Source organism: Roseobacter phycocola, from assembly GCF_042055075.2.
In the GTDB taxonomy this organism is placed as follows: domain Bacteria; phylum Pseudomonadota; class Alphaproteobacteria; order Rhodobacterales; family Rhodobacteraceae; genus Roseobacter.
The window spans coordinates 2,936,022-2,950,231 of sequence record NZ_CP194010.1; the positions used below are offsets into that span (position 1 = coordinate 2,936,022).

At 60.8% G+C, this 14,210-nt stretch carries 14 protein-coding genes; 11 read left to right on the plus strand and 3 right to left on the minus strand.

Translation table 11 applies throughout. The annotated features are described in order from the left end of the window. The first annotated feature begins 37 nt into the window (after positions 1-37). The 6 genes from AB4K19_RS14415 to AB4K19_RS14440 all read left to right on the plus strand — a co-directional run bounded on the left by AB4K19_RS14415 (position 38) and on the right by AB4K19_RS14440 (position 4,406). Complete coding sequence (locus AB4K19_RS14415) at positions 38-1,042, plus strand: glycosyltransferase family 4 protein (protein ID WP_375229006.1); 1,005 nt, start codon at positions 38-40, stop codon at positions 1,040-1,042. Then, complete coding sequence (locus AB4K19_RS14420) at positions 1,039-1,629, plus strand: histidine phosphatase family protein (protein WP_436398139.1); 591 nt, start codon at positions 1,039-1,041, stop codon at positions 1,627-1,629. The genes AB4K19_RS14415 and AB4K19_RS14420 overlap by 4 nt, the downstream gene beginning before the upstream one ends. Next, positions 1,620-2,759, plus strand: a complete 1,140-nt coding sequence (locus AB4K19_RS14425; protein WP_436398142.1) for a glycosyltransferase family protein — start codon at positions 1,620-1,622, stop codon at positions 2,757-2,759. The genes AB4K19_RS14420 and AB4K19_RS14425 overlap by 10 nt, the downstream gene beginning before the upstream one ends. After that, complete coding sequence (locus AB4K19_RS14430; protein WP_375229009.1) at positions 2,752-3,519, plus strand: polysaccharide deacetylase family protein; 768 nt, start codon at positions 2,752-2,754, stop codon at positions 3,517-3,519. Before AB4K19_RS14425 ends, AB4K19_RS14430 begins: the two co-directional genes overlap by 8 nt. After that, positions 3,506-3,988 carry a class I SAM-dependent methyltransferase gene (locus AB4K19_RS14435; RefSeq protein WP_375229010.1) on the plus strand — a complete coding sequence of 161 codons (483 nt, stop codon included), beginning with the start codon at positions 3,506-3,508 and terminating at the stop codon, positions 3,986-3,988. The genes AB4K19_RS14430 and AB4K19_RS14435 overlap by 14 nt, the downstream gene beginning before the upstream one ends. A gap of 301 nt (positions 3,989-4,289) precedes the next feature. Continuing rightward, a complete protein-coding gene (locus AB4K19_RS14440) occupies positions 4,290-4,406 on the plus strand; it encodes an entericidin A/B family lipoprotein (RefSeq protein ID WP_375229011.1) in 117 nt (38 codons plus the stop codon). A 20-nt stretch (positions 4,407-4,426) separates the two neighbouring features. Here the strand turns inward: AB4K19_RS14440 and AB4K19_RS14445 are convergent, their stop codons facing one another. Next, positions 4,427-4,750: a TraR/DksA family transcriptional regulator gene (locus AB4K19_RS14445; protein WP_375229012.1), complete on the minus strand. Its 324-nt coding sequence runs from the start codon at positions 4,748-4,750 to the stop codon at positions 4,427-4,429. 1,027 nt (positions 4,751-5,777) lie between these two features. On the opposite strand from AB4K19_RS14445, the gene AB4K19_RS14450 reads away from it, so the two are divergent. Beyond that, positions 5,778-5,966: a hypothetical protein gene (locus tag AB4K19_RS14450; protein WP_375229013.1), complete on the plus strand. Its 189-nt coding sequence runs from the start codon at positions 5,778-5,780 to the stop codon at positions 5,964-5,966. Positions 5,967-6,095: 129 nt separating this feature from the next. On the opposite strand, the gene AB4K19_RS14455 is transcribed toward AB4K19_RS14450, so the two are convergent. Both AB4K19_RS14455 and lepA read right to left on the minus strand, forming a co-directional pair. Beyond that, positions 6,096-7,082, minus strand: a complete 987-nt coding sequence (locus tag AB4K19_RS14455) for a hypothetical protein (RefSeq protein WP_375229014.1) — start codon at positions 7,080-7,082, stop codon at positions 6,096-6,098. Between the two features lie 217 nt (positions 7,083-7,299). Then, entirely contained in the window at positions 7,300-9,099 is a 1,800-nt protein-coding gene (lepA, locus tag AB4K19_RS14460; RefSeq protein ID WP_375229015.1) for a translation elongation factor 4, read from the minus strand. Positions 9,100-9,191: 92 nt separating this feature from the next. Here lepA and AB4K19_RS14465 point away from each other — a divergent pair, with 92 nt between their 5' ends. The 4 genes from AB4K19_RS14465 to AB4K19_RS14480 all read left to right on the plus strand — a co-directional run bounded on the left by AB4K19_RS14465 (position 9,192) and on the right by AB4K19_RS14480 (position 14,130). Then, positions 9,192-10,757 (plus strand): hypothetical protein, encoded by a 1,566-nt coding sequence (locus AB4K19_RS14465; protein WP_375229016.1) that lies wholly within the window; start codon positions 9,192-9,194, stop codon positions 10,755-10,757. 26 nt (positions 10,758-10,783) lie between these two features. Next, positions 10,784-12,343 (plus strand): hypothetical protein, encoded by a 1,560-nt coding sequence (locus AB4K19_RS14470; protein WP_436398148.1) that lies wholly within the window; start codon positions 10,784-10,786, stop codon positions 12,341-12,343. A 71-nt stretch (positions 12,344-12,414) separates the two neighbouring features. Beyond that, entirely contained in the window at positions 12,415-12,891 is a 477-nt protein-coding gene (locus AB4K19_RS14475; RefSeq protein ID WP_375229019.1) for an Hcp family type VI secretion system effector, read from the plus strand. A 150-nt stretch (positions 12,892-13,041) separates the two neighbouring features. Continuing rightward, the gene (locus tag AB4K19_RS14480; protein ID WP_375229020.1) at positions 13,042-14,130 is read left to right on the plus strand and encodes a porin; all 1,089 of its coding nucleotides are present in this window, start codon (positions 13,042-13,044) and stop codon (positions 14,128-14,130) included. The last annotated feature ends 80 nt before the right edge of the window (positions 14,131-14,210 follow it).

Consider the following 14,210-nt stretch of genomic DNA (forward strand, 5'->3'; position numbering starts at 1 on the left):
GCCCCCGACCCATTCTGTGCCCTCAGGAGATCGCGCCATGGCACGGGCCCTGATGCTGGCCATAGAGCGCGCCGGAGCGGAACCGGAGCTTACTTCCGAACTGCAGACAAGGGACGGCAAGGGCGATCCTGACCATCAGGCCGATATCTATCGCGCCGCAGATGAGGAAACAGCCAACGTAATTGCGGCGGGTCGGGCGGCGGGCTGGCGGGCCTGGGTCACCTATCACAACTATTACAAAGCTCCCGATCTGCTGGGGCCTGCCGTCTCGAAGGCACTGGGTATCCCGTATATTCTGATCGAGGCCACCCGGGCGCGCAAGAGGCTCGGCGGCCCATGGGACGGCTTTGCCAGAGCGGCAGAGGCGGCCTGCGATGCGGCGGATGCGATCTGCTACCTGACCGAAAGGGACGCGCTGACGCTGCGGCGCGACGCACCGGCAAGCCAGCGGCTGATCCATCTGCGCCCCTTTCTGCCGCTCGAAACCCTGCCGCCTGTGTCCACACTCACAGGGTCAATGCTCTGTGTCGCCATGATGCGGCCCGGCGACAAACTGGCATCATACGAACTGGTGGCGGAAACGCTGGCGCAGCTCACCACTGAAAACTGGCACCTGACCATAGCGGGCGACGGGCCCGCGCGGGACAGCGTCGTTTCACTCATGGCACCTTTCGGTGACCGCGTGACCTTTGCGGGCGCGCTGGACACTGCTGGCCTTGATGCGCTTTTCGGCCAGTCCAGTCTGCTGTACTGGCCCGGGGTCAATGAGGCGTTCGGCATGGCCTATCTCGAAGCGCAGGCCGCAGGTCTGCCAGTGGTAGCCCAGGACAGGCCCGGCGTGCGCGATGTTCTGGCGCCGGGGCCTTATCCTGATCCTTCGGCGGGCGTCGCACCACTGGCAGCCATGGTCGATCACCTGCTTGCCAACGACGCGGAACGCCGGCGGCGCAGTTCAGCGGCCCGCACGTTTATCACAAAAAACCACCTGATCGACAGTGCGGCTCAGACGCTGGCACCCCTGCTCGGAGAGGCAGGAGATTGATCCGGCTTGCCATCATACGTCACGGGCATACCGCCTGGAACCGCGCCGGCCGCATACAGGGGCGCAGCGACATTCCGCTTGATGAGGATGCCGCGACGGCACTGGCCAGCCGCCGTCTGCCCCCGCCCTGGGACAATGCCGATCTCTGCGCCAGCCCTTTGCAGCGGGCGGCGCAGACCGCCAGGCTGATCAGCGGGCGTTCTCCGCGCAGCGACGACGCCCTGATTGAAATGAACTGGGGCGACTGGGAAGGCCAGCAGGGGCGTGATCTGCGGGAGGAACCGGCAAGCGGGTTCAGGGATATTGAGGACTGGGGCTGGGACTATCGCCCGCCCGGTGGGGAAAGCCCCGCCGATCTGCGCGCGCGTCTGGTCCCCTGGGCCGAAGGCCTGCAACGCGATACCGTCGCGGTGTGTCATATCGGGGTCATGCGGGTCCTGCTGGCACAGGCAACGGGCTGGAATTTCAGCGGGCCAGCCCCCTTCAGGATCAAGCGCGACCGCCTTTATATCCTGCGCCCGGACCCCTGTGGCTGGACTGCTGATGCCCAGCCGGTCCGCCTCGAGGAGGGCTCGCCATGCGCGTGATGATCCTGGTTACCCACCTGCTCGGCACCGGTCATCTGGCGCGTGCGCTGACGCTGGCACGGGCCTTTTCGGACGCGGGTCACACCACCCGCCTCGTTTCCGGCGGGATGCCCGCACCACACCTGGACGATGGTGTTACAGATGTTCTGCAACTCCCGCCGCTGCGTTCGGACGGCACCAACTTCACCCGGCTTCTGGGCCGCGACGGACAGGTTGCCGGAGAACAGACCTTTCGAGACCGCAGAAATGCACTGACCGAAGCACTGAAAGGGTTTCATCCCGACATTCTGATCACCGAACTTTTCCCTTTTGGCAGGCGTGTTCTGAAAGATGAGTTTTTTGCCGCGCTTGAAACCGCACAGAAACTGAACCCAAAACCGGTGATCCTGTCGTCCGTGCGCGATATCCTGGCCCCACCATCAAAGCCGGCCAAAGCTCAGATGGCCGAGGATCTGATCGGGGCATACTACGACGCGGTTCTGGTACACGCCGACGCCACCGTCACAACCCTTGATGAAAGCTGGCCCGTTACGCCCGGTTTCGCCGGCAAACTGCGTTATACCGGGTATGTTGCCCGGCAGAACACTGCAAGGTCACCCTCCGCTCAGCGGTCAGGCATTGTTGTGAGTACCGGCGGCGGTGCCGTGGCCGACAACCTTTTCGAAACCGCTGTCGACTGCGCGCGCGGCATGGCCGAACACAGCTGGCACCTGCTGGTCGCCGGACAGAAGGCGCCAGCACGGATCGCTCAGCTGACCAGACGCGCGGGCCGGAATGTGACTGTTGGCCCGGCAAGCAAGAACTTTCGCGGGCTTTTGTCGGGCGCGGCCGCTTCTGTGTCACTCTGCGGCTACAACACAGCACTCGATGTGCTCCAGACGGGCGTACCGGCGATCTTTGTGCCATTTGACGCCGACGGCGAAACCGAACAGACGCTGCGGGCACAGGGTCTGTCCCGGCAAAGTAACATTGACCTGCTGCGAAACAGGGACCTGTCGGCTCAGGCACTCGGGGACGCCATCAGGAATGTGATCAGCGCGGCCGAACGGCCCCTGCCCGGTGACATATTTGACGGTGCCGCTGAAACCGTGCGCATTGCCGAAACCATCCGGAGATACCGCGATGCCTGACGACTGGAGCCCGCTGAGACAGGAGCTCGCGCGTTGCCGGGCTGACGGAGTGGACCTGCCGGTATGGTGGCGTGACGACGATGCGGTTGCACATACTCCCGCGCTCGACCGGCTTGACGCGCTGTCTGCAAAAACGGCGTTGCCGGTCCACATTGCCGTAATCCCACGCCCGGCAGATGAAACCCTTGTCCGGGCGGTCCGCAACAGTCACAACCTCATCCCACTTGTGCATGGCTGGCAGCACGTCAGCCACAGCCCGGAAGGCGTGAAGAAAGCCGAATTCGGCCAGCCCCGCCATGGTGCCATCATCGAGTTACAGGCAGCCATTGGCCGTCTGCACGAACTTTTCGGGACACGCCTGCTGCCCGTTTTCGTACCCCCCTGGAACCGCTTCGATGGTGGTTTCTGTGCTGATCTGGTGCGTTCAGGGTACGGAGGCATATCGACGTTCCTGCCACGCGAAGAGAAGACGCCTGCGCACGGGCTGACACAGGTCAACACCCACATTGATCCGATCAACTGGAAGGGCGACCGCGGTCTGGTATCCGCGCAAACGCTCATCGATCTGACCGCCCGCACGCTTTCGGACCGGCGCACCGGCCTGACAGACCCGTCTGAACCGCTGGGACTGCTGACACACCACCTTGTGCACACCGAAGAGGTCTGGCAGTTCTCTGAGAAATGGATCGGCGAAATGCAGGACGGCGGTGCGCGACCAGAAACACCTCTGCAACAGGAGACCCCGGATGAGCAGGCTTGAATCCATGCGGCGCAGGCTGACTGCGCAGATTGACGGTATAAACTGGGCGGCACAGGAGATCGCGGGCCTGCAGGGCGACGTGCTGGAACTGGGGCTCGGCAACGGCCGGACTTATGATCATCTGCGCGAAAACCTGCCGGACCGGCGGATCTGGGTCATAGACCGGGTGCTCAAACCGCATCCGTCCTGCATCCCCCCCGCCGAAGATTTTCTGCAGGGCGAAGCAGAGGACATGCTGACGGAACTTGGCAGCCGTGGCGCGAAAATGGCCCTTGCTCATTATGACTTCGGTTATGGTGACAAGGCGCGCGACGTGGAAGAAGGCGGCAGGCTGTCACCGCTGATTGCGCCCCTGATGCAGACAGGCGGTCTGGTGGTCAGCCAGCAGCCGCTGGTGGGTTTTGAACAGGTGCGCGGCCCGGACACCATTGATCCGGAACGGTATCTTTTCTACCGCGCAACGGCCTGATCACGGACCCATCCCTTCAATGTGACGTGCATGTGTACATCGGGGTCATAAATACTCCTGGACAGCACCTGAGCATTGAAAGGAATTACCACCATGAAACCAGTGGCAGCAGTGATAGCACTCCTGGCCCTCGCAGCCTGCGAAGCGCCCGGAAGTGCAACCAACCAAACCAGCGCGTTCGAAGAAGCCTTTCGGGACGCCGGCAGCTGAGCCTTGCTGCGCAGTGTCATTTTTCGCGTGAACAGCCGGTGACAACCGTGTAGAATCTGCGGCAGATGCGCACTTTGAAAGGACCCAACAGATGCTGAGAGCCGCACTTCTTCTGACCTGTGTACTGAGCCTGGCTGCCTGCGAAACAACCAAAGGCATCGGCCGCGACGTACAGAACGCAGGCGAAAAGCTCGACGAAGCATTCTGAAGCTGACGGGGTGGCGCAACTCAGCCGTTGCGCGCCGCACAGTTCCTGCAAAGCGCTGTCTCCGGCAGCACGTCGAGGCGTGCGTCTGAGATCATTTCCCCGCATCTGAGGCACGTCCCGTATGTGCCCACTGCTACGCGGCCAAGAGCCGCATCAATGCGCGCGACTTCCTCCAGTTCGGCGTGGCCCAGCGCTTCGAGCACTTCGTCGCCCTGCCGTTCTGTTGCAAAATCCTCGAAGTCGCGGGTCGGGGTTTCGTCGAGCGCATGCTCTACCTCCACCAGATGCCCGACCAGCTCGCGCCGGCGGGACAGGAGGATGCTTTTCTGTTTCTCCATGTCCATTGCATGTCTCCTTTTTGGATAAGGAAAACATGGCATGTGCCAGCCTGTGCTGCCTTGATCTGGATCAGGAGGGGCGTGCCGCAAAAGGCGAAAGGCGCCAGGGGATCGGACCGAAATCCAGACCCGTGCCCGAGGGCACATCCTGACGCCTTCTTGAACCTTATCATCCCCCCAGAGGGCGACAGCAGGCCCAGCTTGCGACCCGGCGTTACCACCCGTCGCCGGAACCACCTGCATTGCTGCAAGCAGCTCCCCGCATCATCCCTGCCAGCGCTGCCTTCCAACCTAACACCTTGCGGCATCGAAGTTTTTCGGCCTGCTCCGGCGCCCGCTGCCCGTTCGTCACGACCCTTTAGGGTCCACACGATCCGACCTGCTTCCGATCACCGTTCCTGCCCAGAGCTGCATCATTGATCCGTCTCTGAACGCTCCCGGCCACCGGGGCCTTTGCGTCCGCCTCTTTGTTCCGAAGACCTCTGAAGCGGTGAGACAACGATGCGCCATCACCCCCCATTCTGGCAATAAAAAAATCACGTTGGAGCGAAATTTCTTGTGGATAAGCTGTTGAAATATATGGGATTTCAACCTGTGGATAAGCGGGGGATAACCCGGTTTTTGCCTGCGTTCCGGCGTACTTGCCGCAGCGCGGAAAAGCTGTGGAAAGCGGCGTTTTCGCGAGGGTGATTTTCCGGTGACCCGCAGGGCCCGAGACGGGCTGGAGAGGCAGAATCACCGCGATGGGGCCCCGGGTAGAGACTGTGCCAGGGCCACATTCAGAGGTGTCGGTGGGGCGTCGGTATCACGTCGGTTTAACGTCGGTATTACGTCGGTGCGCAGCGCACTGTCAGGTAAGACGGTGTTAGTTGGGGGTGAGACGCGGTCTGGCACCGCCAGACTGAACAGTCCGGGGGACTGTTCAGAGCGTCGAACGCGGATTTCGCGAGAAATTCGCCGGGAAAGCCTGCATTCCGTTTGTGCTACGCGCCGCCCGAACCGAGGGGCGGGAAGCGACGATTCCGCAGATGCTGTGCTTCCGCTCTATCGTCCGACGCCGATGCTGCGCATCAGCCTGGAAGCGCCCGCCCCGTGGTGGGGCGAGGAGCGGTCCGGCGTCAGCCGGATCAAACAGTCCGGGGGACTGTCTGAAGTGACGAGCGCGGCGCGCGTCAGCGCGACGCCGGGTGAAAGGCGCTTTGGCTGTCAGACTGGCGGTTGAGCGTCGCGGCGCACGAACCGAGGGGTGGAAGCGAAGCGCCCGCCCCGTGGGGGCGGTTCGGGCGCTGCACAATCCAATGGATTTGCAATGAACTCCATGACGAATGTCACGTCCGATCTACAAATGAAATCAATTATCTAAAATTGCATTCGACACATAGTCTCTAAGAACTTGTGAGTTTAGTCCCGAAGCACTCAATAACTGCGTAACTGCCGCTCCATTAACAAGTGCGGAAACAAGTTCGCAGTTTTTTCCTGTTTCTCCGTCGCTTGCTGACCTGAAAAGGCCAAGTTCGCTAACACTACGATGCAGAACGGAAGCTATCATTGGCCCGAGACCATTAACCAGACTCGACAGCGTACGCACAGCGATCCAATCTCCGACATGCTGTTCAGAGCCTCCTGTATCAAAAGGCACGGTTTCCAACGTTTGAAAAATCGTCATTACACCCGCTTGATATGCTGGATGCACGGCCATTGAAAATACTTCGGCCTCGGTGCGCCGATACCCAGAATATTGGCGCAATTCGTCTGGTACCTCTTTAAGTTCGATCCGCAATTGCTGGTCTCTAAGCTTACTCAGCTTTCTGCCTGAGAGGTTCTTATGCCAAAACTCACGCGAGTCATCTTGGGCCTCAATCCACTCGTCACAGAGGGATGCATCAGCAGCTAGTACTATTGCCAAGTCACAGGCCTCAAGAACGGAGCGCGCAAGAACTCTTGCAGACAAGTCATTTCCTGTTCGGCAAAGATTGACCGAGTTTTCCAGTGTTTCTCTTATATACAGAAAAATTGAGGATAAGGCTTGTATCCTACTCCTTACACTATCGGCAACAATCGTCTGGCGCGAAACGCTGATCTCAAGGAGAAGTTCCGCCGCAACTACATTGACCACTATCAACATCAAATCAGAGGCTAAAATTGTGGACAGTGTCTTTTCATCTTCTGGTCGTAATGTCGCAGAAAAATTTGAAAAATCGGAAATAAATGCGGCAAACGGAAGATCGGTTTGCGATGCAGATACAACTTCGATCCAATCAGATAGCCAGTGCAACAGCTCAGGCGGGGATGACGCATTCAAGGAATCGAATGCGCCTAGATGTTTCGCTTCAACCAATGTCGCCCCTTCTTTTTCCGGACAATTGAACCTGCGGTACCCCACCCCACTGTGTGGGTACGGGCATTGCTGCGCAAAACGCTTCCACCCACTGGCCTTCCTCAGCCCGGGATGGACGAATTGAACTGGTCCACCCCAAACTGCAACCGGGTGCCGGTCAGCGCTTTTGCTGCGCAAAAACGCCTTTTCCGCACGCGTCGTTAAAAATGGACGGCTGTCAGCCGTCCATTTTTAACGCGGAAATAAACGCTTCTTGCGGGATATCCACTTTCCCGAACTGCCGCATCTTTTTCTTACCAGCCTTCTGCTTGTCCAGCAGTTTGCGCTTCCGGGTGGCATCCCCGCCATAACATTTGGCCGTCACGTCCTTGCGCATGGCTGAGAGCGTTTCCCGCGCGATGACCTTGCCGCCAATCGCGGCCTGGATCGGGATTTTGAACATGTGGCGCGGGATCAGGTCTTTGAGCTTTTCAACCATGGCGCGGCCCCGCTGTTCGGCGCGGTCACGGTGGACCATGGTGGAGAGCGCGTCGACGGGTTCGTCGTTCACGAGGATCGACATCTTCACGAGCTTGTCCTCGCGGTAGCCGATCATCTGGTAGTCAAAGGAGGCATAGCCCTTGGTGACCGATTTCAGCCGGTCGTAGAAGTCAAACACGACCTCGTTGAGCGGCAGGTCATAGACGACCATGGCGCGCGAGCCTGCATAGGTGAGGTCCAGCTGGATGCCACGGCGGTCCTGGCAGAGTTTGAGCACGTCACCGAGGTAGTCGTCGGGCACGAGGATGGTGGCCTTGATGCGCGGCTCCTCCAGGTGGCTGACGAGCGTGAGGTCAGGCATGTCCGCGGGGTTGTGCAGTTCGAGCATCGTGCCGTCTTTGTGGTAAACGTGGTAGATGACCGAAGGCGCGGTGGTGATCAGTTCGATGTTGTATTCGCGTTCGATCCGGTCGCGGATCACTTCGAGGTGCAGCAGGCCGAGGAAGCCGCAGCGGAAGCCAAAGCCAAGTGCGGCGGAGGTTTCCATTTCATAGGAGAAGGAGGCGTCGTTGAGCGCCAGTTTCTCGATGGCGTCGCGCAGGTCCTCGAATTCGGCGGAATCGACGGGGAAGAGGCCACAGAAGACCACCGGTTGCGAGGGTTTGAAGCCCGGCAGTGCGTCTTCGGTGCCTTTCTTTTCGTGGGTGATGGTGTCGCCGACGCGGGTGTCGCGCACCTGTTTGATCGAGGCGGTCAGGAAGCCGATTTCGCCCGGGCCCAGCGCGTCGATGGTGGTCATTTCCGGGCGGAAGACGCCGATGCGGTCCACGTGGTGGGTGGAGTTGTTGGAGAGCATGCGGATGCGTTCGCCCTTGCGCAGCTGGCCGTCCATGATGCGCACGAGCACGATGACGCCGAGGTAGCTGTCGTACCAGCTGTCCACCAGCATCGCCTTGAGGGGCGCGTCGGGGTTGCCGGTGGGGGCGGGCAGTTTGTGCACGATGGCTTCGAGCGTTTCGGTGATGCCCTGGCCGGTTTTGGCGGAGACCTGGATGGCTTCGGTGGCGTCGATGCCGATGACGTCCTCGATCTGTTCGGCCACGCGGTCGCAGTCGGAGGCGGGCAGGTCGATCTTGTTCAGGACGGGTACGATTTCGTGGTCGGCCTCGATGGCGTGGTAGACGTTGGCGAGGGTCTGCGCCTCGACGCCCTGCGTGCTGTCGACCACCAGCAGCGAGCCTTCGACGGCGCGCATGGAGCGGGAGACCTCATAGGCGAAGTCCACGTGGCCCGGCGTGTCGATCAGGTTGATGACATAGGTCTCTCCGTCGAGCGCGGTATAGTCGATGCGGACCGTGTTGGCCTTGATGGTGATACCGCGTTCGCGTTCGATATCCATGCTGTCGAGCATCTGCTCTTTCATGTCCCGGTCGGCCACGGTGTTGGTGGACTGGATCAGTCTGTCAGCGAGCGTGGATTTCCCGTGATCGATGTGGGCGACAATCGAGAAATTGCGGATATGCGAAAGCGGTGTCATGGTGGGGATATGGAGTGGATTGCGGGGACGGTCAAGGTGAGTTGGTGCAATGGTTCTGCGGTTGAAATCAGCTGCCCGACGAAGGCGCGGGCATGAGAGCTGAGCTGCTGCCTGCGGCCGTAGCGCTGGTGTTGGTCGCGCTGGCCGTGCCGGTCATTCTTGCGGGCCCGGGTGGCGCGGCTCTGGTGCTGGCGCTGCTGGGTCTGGTCTTTGCCTGCGCTGTTATTGCCGCGATGCTGCGCATGGGGGGCAGCGCACAGTCCCGCGGGCTGAAGGATTCGCTGCGCAGCGGCAGTTTCCGCGACGCCCGCAGCCGCGCGCTCAGCTATCTGCTGTCACGGGCGTACCGCTGGATCCGCACAGAACCACCCGGCGACGGGACACTGCCGGCTGCGGCACTTCTGCGCCATGCGCTGACGTTCGGGCTGTTGGACCGGGCGCTGCTGCTGGCCGTGATCTATCCCCTGTTCACTATGCTGCTTTTCTGGGGCACGACAGGCCAGAATGTCATCCTCGGACAGACCATCGTCATCAGCACCGCATCCCCCTGGTGGACCGGACCACTGGCGCTGGCAGTAATTGCCCTGATCGCTGGCGGACCGCACTACATCACCATCGGCGAACGGCATATGCGCGGCACCCTGAAAAGCGTGGCCGGATATCTGGATCTGATCGCCTTTGGCGTAGGGGGCACAATCCTGATCTATATGGATTTCCCATGGTTCACCACCTCCGCCATTCTGGCCGTCAGCTTTGCCGCACTCTGGGCCTTCTCCGGGTTTCTGGCCGGTGTGCCCGCAATGGCCGTGGCCACGATGCTCGCGCTGACCGGACCACTGGGCCTGGCACTGCAGAGTTTACTGCCCGGGCCCGCCGCCTTTTTCGCGGCCACCGTCATCGCGCTGGTATCCGCCCTTGTTTACCTGATTGCCGTGGATGCGTTCCGCAGCCGCAACAGCGCTGACACAGCCGGCGCGCTGGCGCTGTGCATTCCGGTTGCCGCCACGATCGCGACCGTGATCTTTGTGCCGATCGGAGAAACCGGTGAATGGAGCAACGCAATCCGTATCGGAATTCTGGTGCTGATCGTCGCCCCGGTGGTGAATGCGGTCTTTGACGTCATCAGCTTCGCCGTGACACTCGCCTTTGTGCAGCGCGGCCAGCAGGGGAACGCATTTTTCTGGGCGCTTGCTGACATTGCGGTTGCCCTTCTTACCTTTATGGCCGCGGGCAGCACCCTCATCTGCACCACTGTGGCGCTGGACTGGCTGTCGGGCACACCGTTCATCGACCTCGAAATCCTGCTGGACTCGACCTGGAACATCAGCCGCTACTGGTGGCTCTACCTGATGCTCTTTTCCACACTGCTGCCCAGCATCGTGCATGTAGGCATTACAGCGCTCAGCCTGCAGGCGCTGACACCGATGCGCTGGCGCGAAAATCTCTGCGCGCGCATTGATGCCGCACGGGCCGGCAAAACCTGGCCGCGCGTGAGCACGCCCCTGGTACTGGGCGCGCTCTGGACCGGGTGCCTGGCACTTGTCTTTGGCGCAATCGCCGGGGCGCTCATGGTGCTGTGGAACCTCGGCCTCGCCTGGAGCGTGGTCTGGTACCGCCAGTGGCTTGAGCTGCTGGCCTTCTGGGGCGGTGGGGTGTGAGGTATTTTTGAGCTTCAGGTGTCCGGATGGCTGAGCGGATTGAAATAACCGACGAGGACAGCGCGCACGCCTGGCTGGAGACTCAGGATCTTCAGACGCAGGTCTGGTTTGCGGTACGCTGTGCTTTGCATGCTTTGCCAGCCGCCGGGACATGGGAACTTGCGACCACAAGTGGGCTTGCTTTTGCAATATCCCGTGCAATGCTCATCTCTGCGGCTGCGGCCACTTGTCCACCCGCAGAGATGAGTGGACTAGGTGACCAAGCCGCCAAAGCCGTCGTCCGCTCCGAGGACAGCGCCCGCGCCGCCCAATCCAAAACCTACGCCCTATCATCCGCCAACGCCGCCCGCGCTGCCTTCTCCGCCGCCAACGCCGCCCGCGCCGCCAAGGCTGCCATCGACGCAACCACCCTCGACTCCGCCCTATTATTCGCCGCCGCTCGTGCCGCCTCCAGCGCCACCGCCAACGCCGCCCGCGCCGCCGTCAACGCCACTCGCGCCGCCTCCAACGACACCGCCAACGCCGCCCGCGCCACCCTCCCCAGCGCCCAGGTCGACGCAACGTCGCCAAATACCTGGGCACCACTCTGGACGGGCGTCGCCCAACCGGCGACGCCGAAAGCCGGATGGGAGGCGCTCAAGGCGCAATGGGCCGCAAATGAGGCCGACTGGTCCTTCTGGATCGAATGGTACGAAGGCATCCTGAACGGCACCCCGATGGATTGGGATCTGATCTTTCGGATCGCGACAGAGATCACAGAAGAAGAGTGGGAGGCCGGGCAGGCTGTGGTCGCCGGGCGGATAGAAAACATCAAGGCGCAATATCTTTCTGAACAGGCACCGCGCGCCGAAACCATCAGCCTCGACCCCGAAACGGGACTGTTTCGCGTCGACCCGACAGAGTTGCAGAACCCACCGCTGATAGGGACACTTTTGTCCAGGGTCAGAGATGCCCTGGACGACGCGGTGCAGGGAAACAATGGTATCAACGAAACCTCTCGGGAAGTGCGGGTCCTGGGGCGGACGATCAACACCTATGGGAATGACCCGCAGCGGATTGAAATGGATTTCACATCCATGGCGGTCAGTTTGCGCCGCCAGCTTCACGAGACCAGAGAGCTGCCAGAGAGCGAAGACAATCTTGCATTGCTGGAAGCCGTTGAAGAAGGCGTTCGTGGCATAAGGGCCAATCACCCGGAGGTCGCAGCGAACAGGGCGCAGCTTGCGCAGCAGAGTATCCAGGAATTGCCTGACGAGGGTCGCGAGTTGCTGGCCGAGGCAGAACATGTTCTGACGGCCATCAGTCAGGGACCGCTGCGGGAGGATTTTGCAACCGATATTCCACAACTGATCAATGACGCGACCCTGCCGCTGCCAAGTGGTGCCCCGCCCCTGCCCGGAGCTGATGAGACAACCCGGATTTTCGGCCGCGTGTCGGATATCGCCCGACTTTACAGCACGCTGACAAAATCAGGCGCAGCAGCTTTTGACAGCGATGCCGTTAAAACAATCCGACTGGTTGGCGGATTTGGCAGCATTCTGTTCGGGCTTGTGACTCTCGGGTTGCGCCTGTTCGGCGTTCTGTGATCCAGATCACAGTAAGCGCGCTGTGATCCCGCTAACCTCCCGTACAGGTAGTAGTTAACAGGGAGAGTATTATGCCACTGACAGGATACCTGAAGATCGAGGAAATACCCGGCGAGAGCCAGCGGGCCGAACATGAGGATGAAATCGACGTCTGGGGGATACAGTTTGATGTCCGGCAGATGGCGGCCAGTCCCGTCGGGCGGGGCCGTGCCCGTGCGCGCGCAGATATTGACCCGCTGGTGGTGCATAAGGCCGTGGATGCCGCGTCGCCTTATCTGGCCGAGGCCGTGTGGAAGGGGAAGCGGTTCGCCGAAATGACGCTGGCAGTCCGCAAGGACAGTGGTGAGGCGCACCTCGACTACCTTGTTATTACAATGGAAAATGTGGTGATCACCGCCTGTGGTTTTGGCAACGAACAGGCCGAAGGCACAGACAGCACCCTGTATGAACGTATCGAGCTGGAGTTCGAGAAGGTGAAAATTCAGTATTCGAAGCTGAACGACACCGGCGACGGCACCGAAGAGCATGAGGTTCATCTCGGCGGGTGACACTCGCCTGGGGAACTTTGGAACCATTCAGTCTATAATTAGTGACCACAGCCCTGTGCGTTCGCGCACCGGGCTCCTGGCATTGTGAGTTTGCCATCCCGCAATACACGCGTAAGGTGTATGCACATGCTCTCCCCCGAAAGGCACCCCATGACTCACCCTGCCCTTATCCGCACTGCCGTTCTTCCCGCCGGGCTTTTCTGTCTGGCACTTCCCGCGGCAACCGCCGCCCAGGAACTGGATTTTTACGGCCATCTGAACCTTGGGTTCATCAACGTCGACAATGGCGCAGGGTCCAACACCAGCTTTACCGACAACGACAATTCCAACAGCCGGATCGGTCTGATCTACAAGCAAAGCACGGGCAATGGCGGGGAATTCCGGTTCCATTTTGAGACAGCGCTCGGGTTCACCGGTTCCAGCTCGATCAGTGACGCCGATGACAGTTTCGACCAGTCCTACCGCCGTACGGAACTGCGCAAATTTGAGGTGATCTACCGGTCACCGTCCTGGGGCACCCTGTCCTTCGGTCAGGGCAGCATCGCAACCGATGGTCTTGCCGAAGCGGATTTCTCCGGCACGTCGGTCATTGCCTATTCCAGTCTGCAGGACCAGGCCGGCAACCAGGAATTCCAGCTGGCCTCGGGCGGCGGATCGGGCACGACCATCGGCGATGGGTTCAACGCTTTTGACGGCGGGCGCCGGTTCCGCATTCACTACGAGACCCCGCAGTACAACGGTTTCTGGCTGATCGTTTCAGCCGGCGAAGAAGTGCTGACGAGCGGCAATGACGATGAATTCTACGACATCGGGCTGAAGTACGACAAAGACTACGGTGCCTACCACGTGGCCGGACGCCTGGGGTATTCGATCCGCGATTCTGACGAGGAACTGCTGCTGGGCTCCTTTGCGGTTCTGCACAAGGCGACAGGTCTCAACCTGGCGGTGGCCAGCGGCCGCCAGCAGGAAGGCGACGACAGCTATTACTACGTCAAGGCCGGTCTGAAGCGCGACTGGATCGAAGCGGGCGAGACGCGTCTGTCCGTTGATTACTATTCGGGCGAGGATTTTGCCGTGACCGGGTCGGAATCTGAATCCGTCGGCATCGCCGTTGTCCAGAAGGTCGACAGCATCAACACCGAGTTTTACGCCAGCTACCGCACCTTCAGCCTCGATGGTACCGGCGCGGACCTGCAGGATCAGGATGTGATCTTTGTCGGTGCGCGCTGGCGCTTCTGAGCGCGCACGTGCTGCGGCGTGATTGCGGAAATCCGTATCATGGGTCATAAGAAAAGCTGCTGATCAGACACCTGACCCGG

Excerpts from the sequence above, each read along its gene's own strand:
- lepA (WP_375229015.1), bottom strand. The coding sequence starts at position 9,099 with ATGACACCGCTTTCGCATATCCGCAATTTCTCGATTGTCGCCCACATC.
- AB4K19_RS14475 (WP_375229019.1), top strand. The coding sequence starts at position 12,415 with ATGCCACTGACAGGATACCTGAAGATCGAGGAAATACCCGGCGAGAGC.
- AB4K19_RS14440 (WP_375229011.1), top strand. The coding sequence starts at position 4,290 with ATGCTGAGAGCCGCACTTCTTCTGACCTGTGTACTGAGCCTGGCTGCC.
- AB4K19_RS14445 (WP_375229012.1), bottom strand. The coding sequence starts at position 4,750 with ATGGACATGGAGAAACAGAAAAGCATCCTCCTGTCCCGCCGGCGCGAG.
- AB4K19_RS14470 (WP_436398148.1), top strand. The coding sequence starts at position 10,784 with ATGGCTGAGCGGATTGAAATAACCGACGAGGACAGCGCGCACGCCTGG.
- AB4K19_RS14415 (WP_375229006.1), top strand. The coding sequence starts at position 38 with ATGGCACGGGCCCTGATGCTGGCCATAGAGCGCGCCGGAGCGGAACCG.
- AB4K19_RS14435 (WP_375229010.1), top strand. The coding sequence starts at position 3,506 with ATGAGCAGGCTTGAATCCATGCGGCGCAGGCTGACTGCGCAGATTGAC.
- AB4K19_RS14480 (WP_375229020.1), top strand. The coding sequence starts at position 13,042 with ATGACTCACCCTGCCCTTATCCGCACTGCCGTTCTTCCCGCCGGGCTT.
- AB4K19_RS14430 (WP_375229009.1), top strand. The coding sequence starts at position 2,752 with ATGCCTGACGACTGGAGCCCGCTGAGACAGGAGCTCGCGCGTTGCCGG.
- AB4K19_RS14465 (WP_375229016.1), top strand. The coding sequence starts at position 9,192 with ATGAGAGCTGAGCTGCTGCCTGCGGCCGTAGCGCTGGTGTTGGTCGCG.
- AB4K19_RS14425 (WP_436398142.1), top strand. The coding sequence starts at position 1,620 with ATGCGCGTGATGATCCTGGTTACCCACCTGCTCGGCACCGGTCATCTG.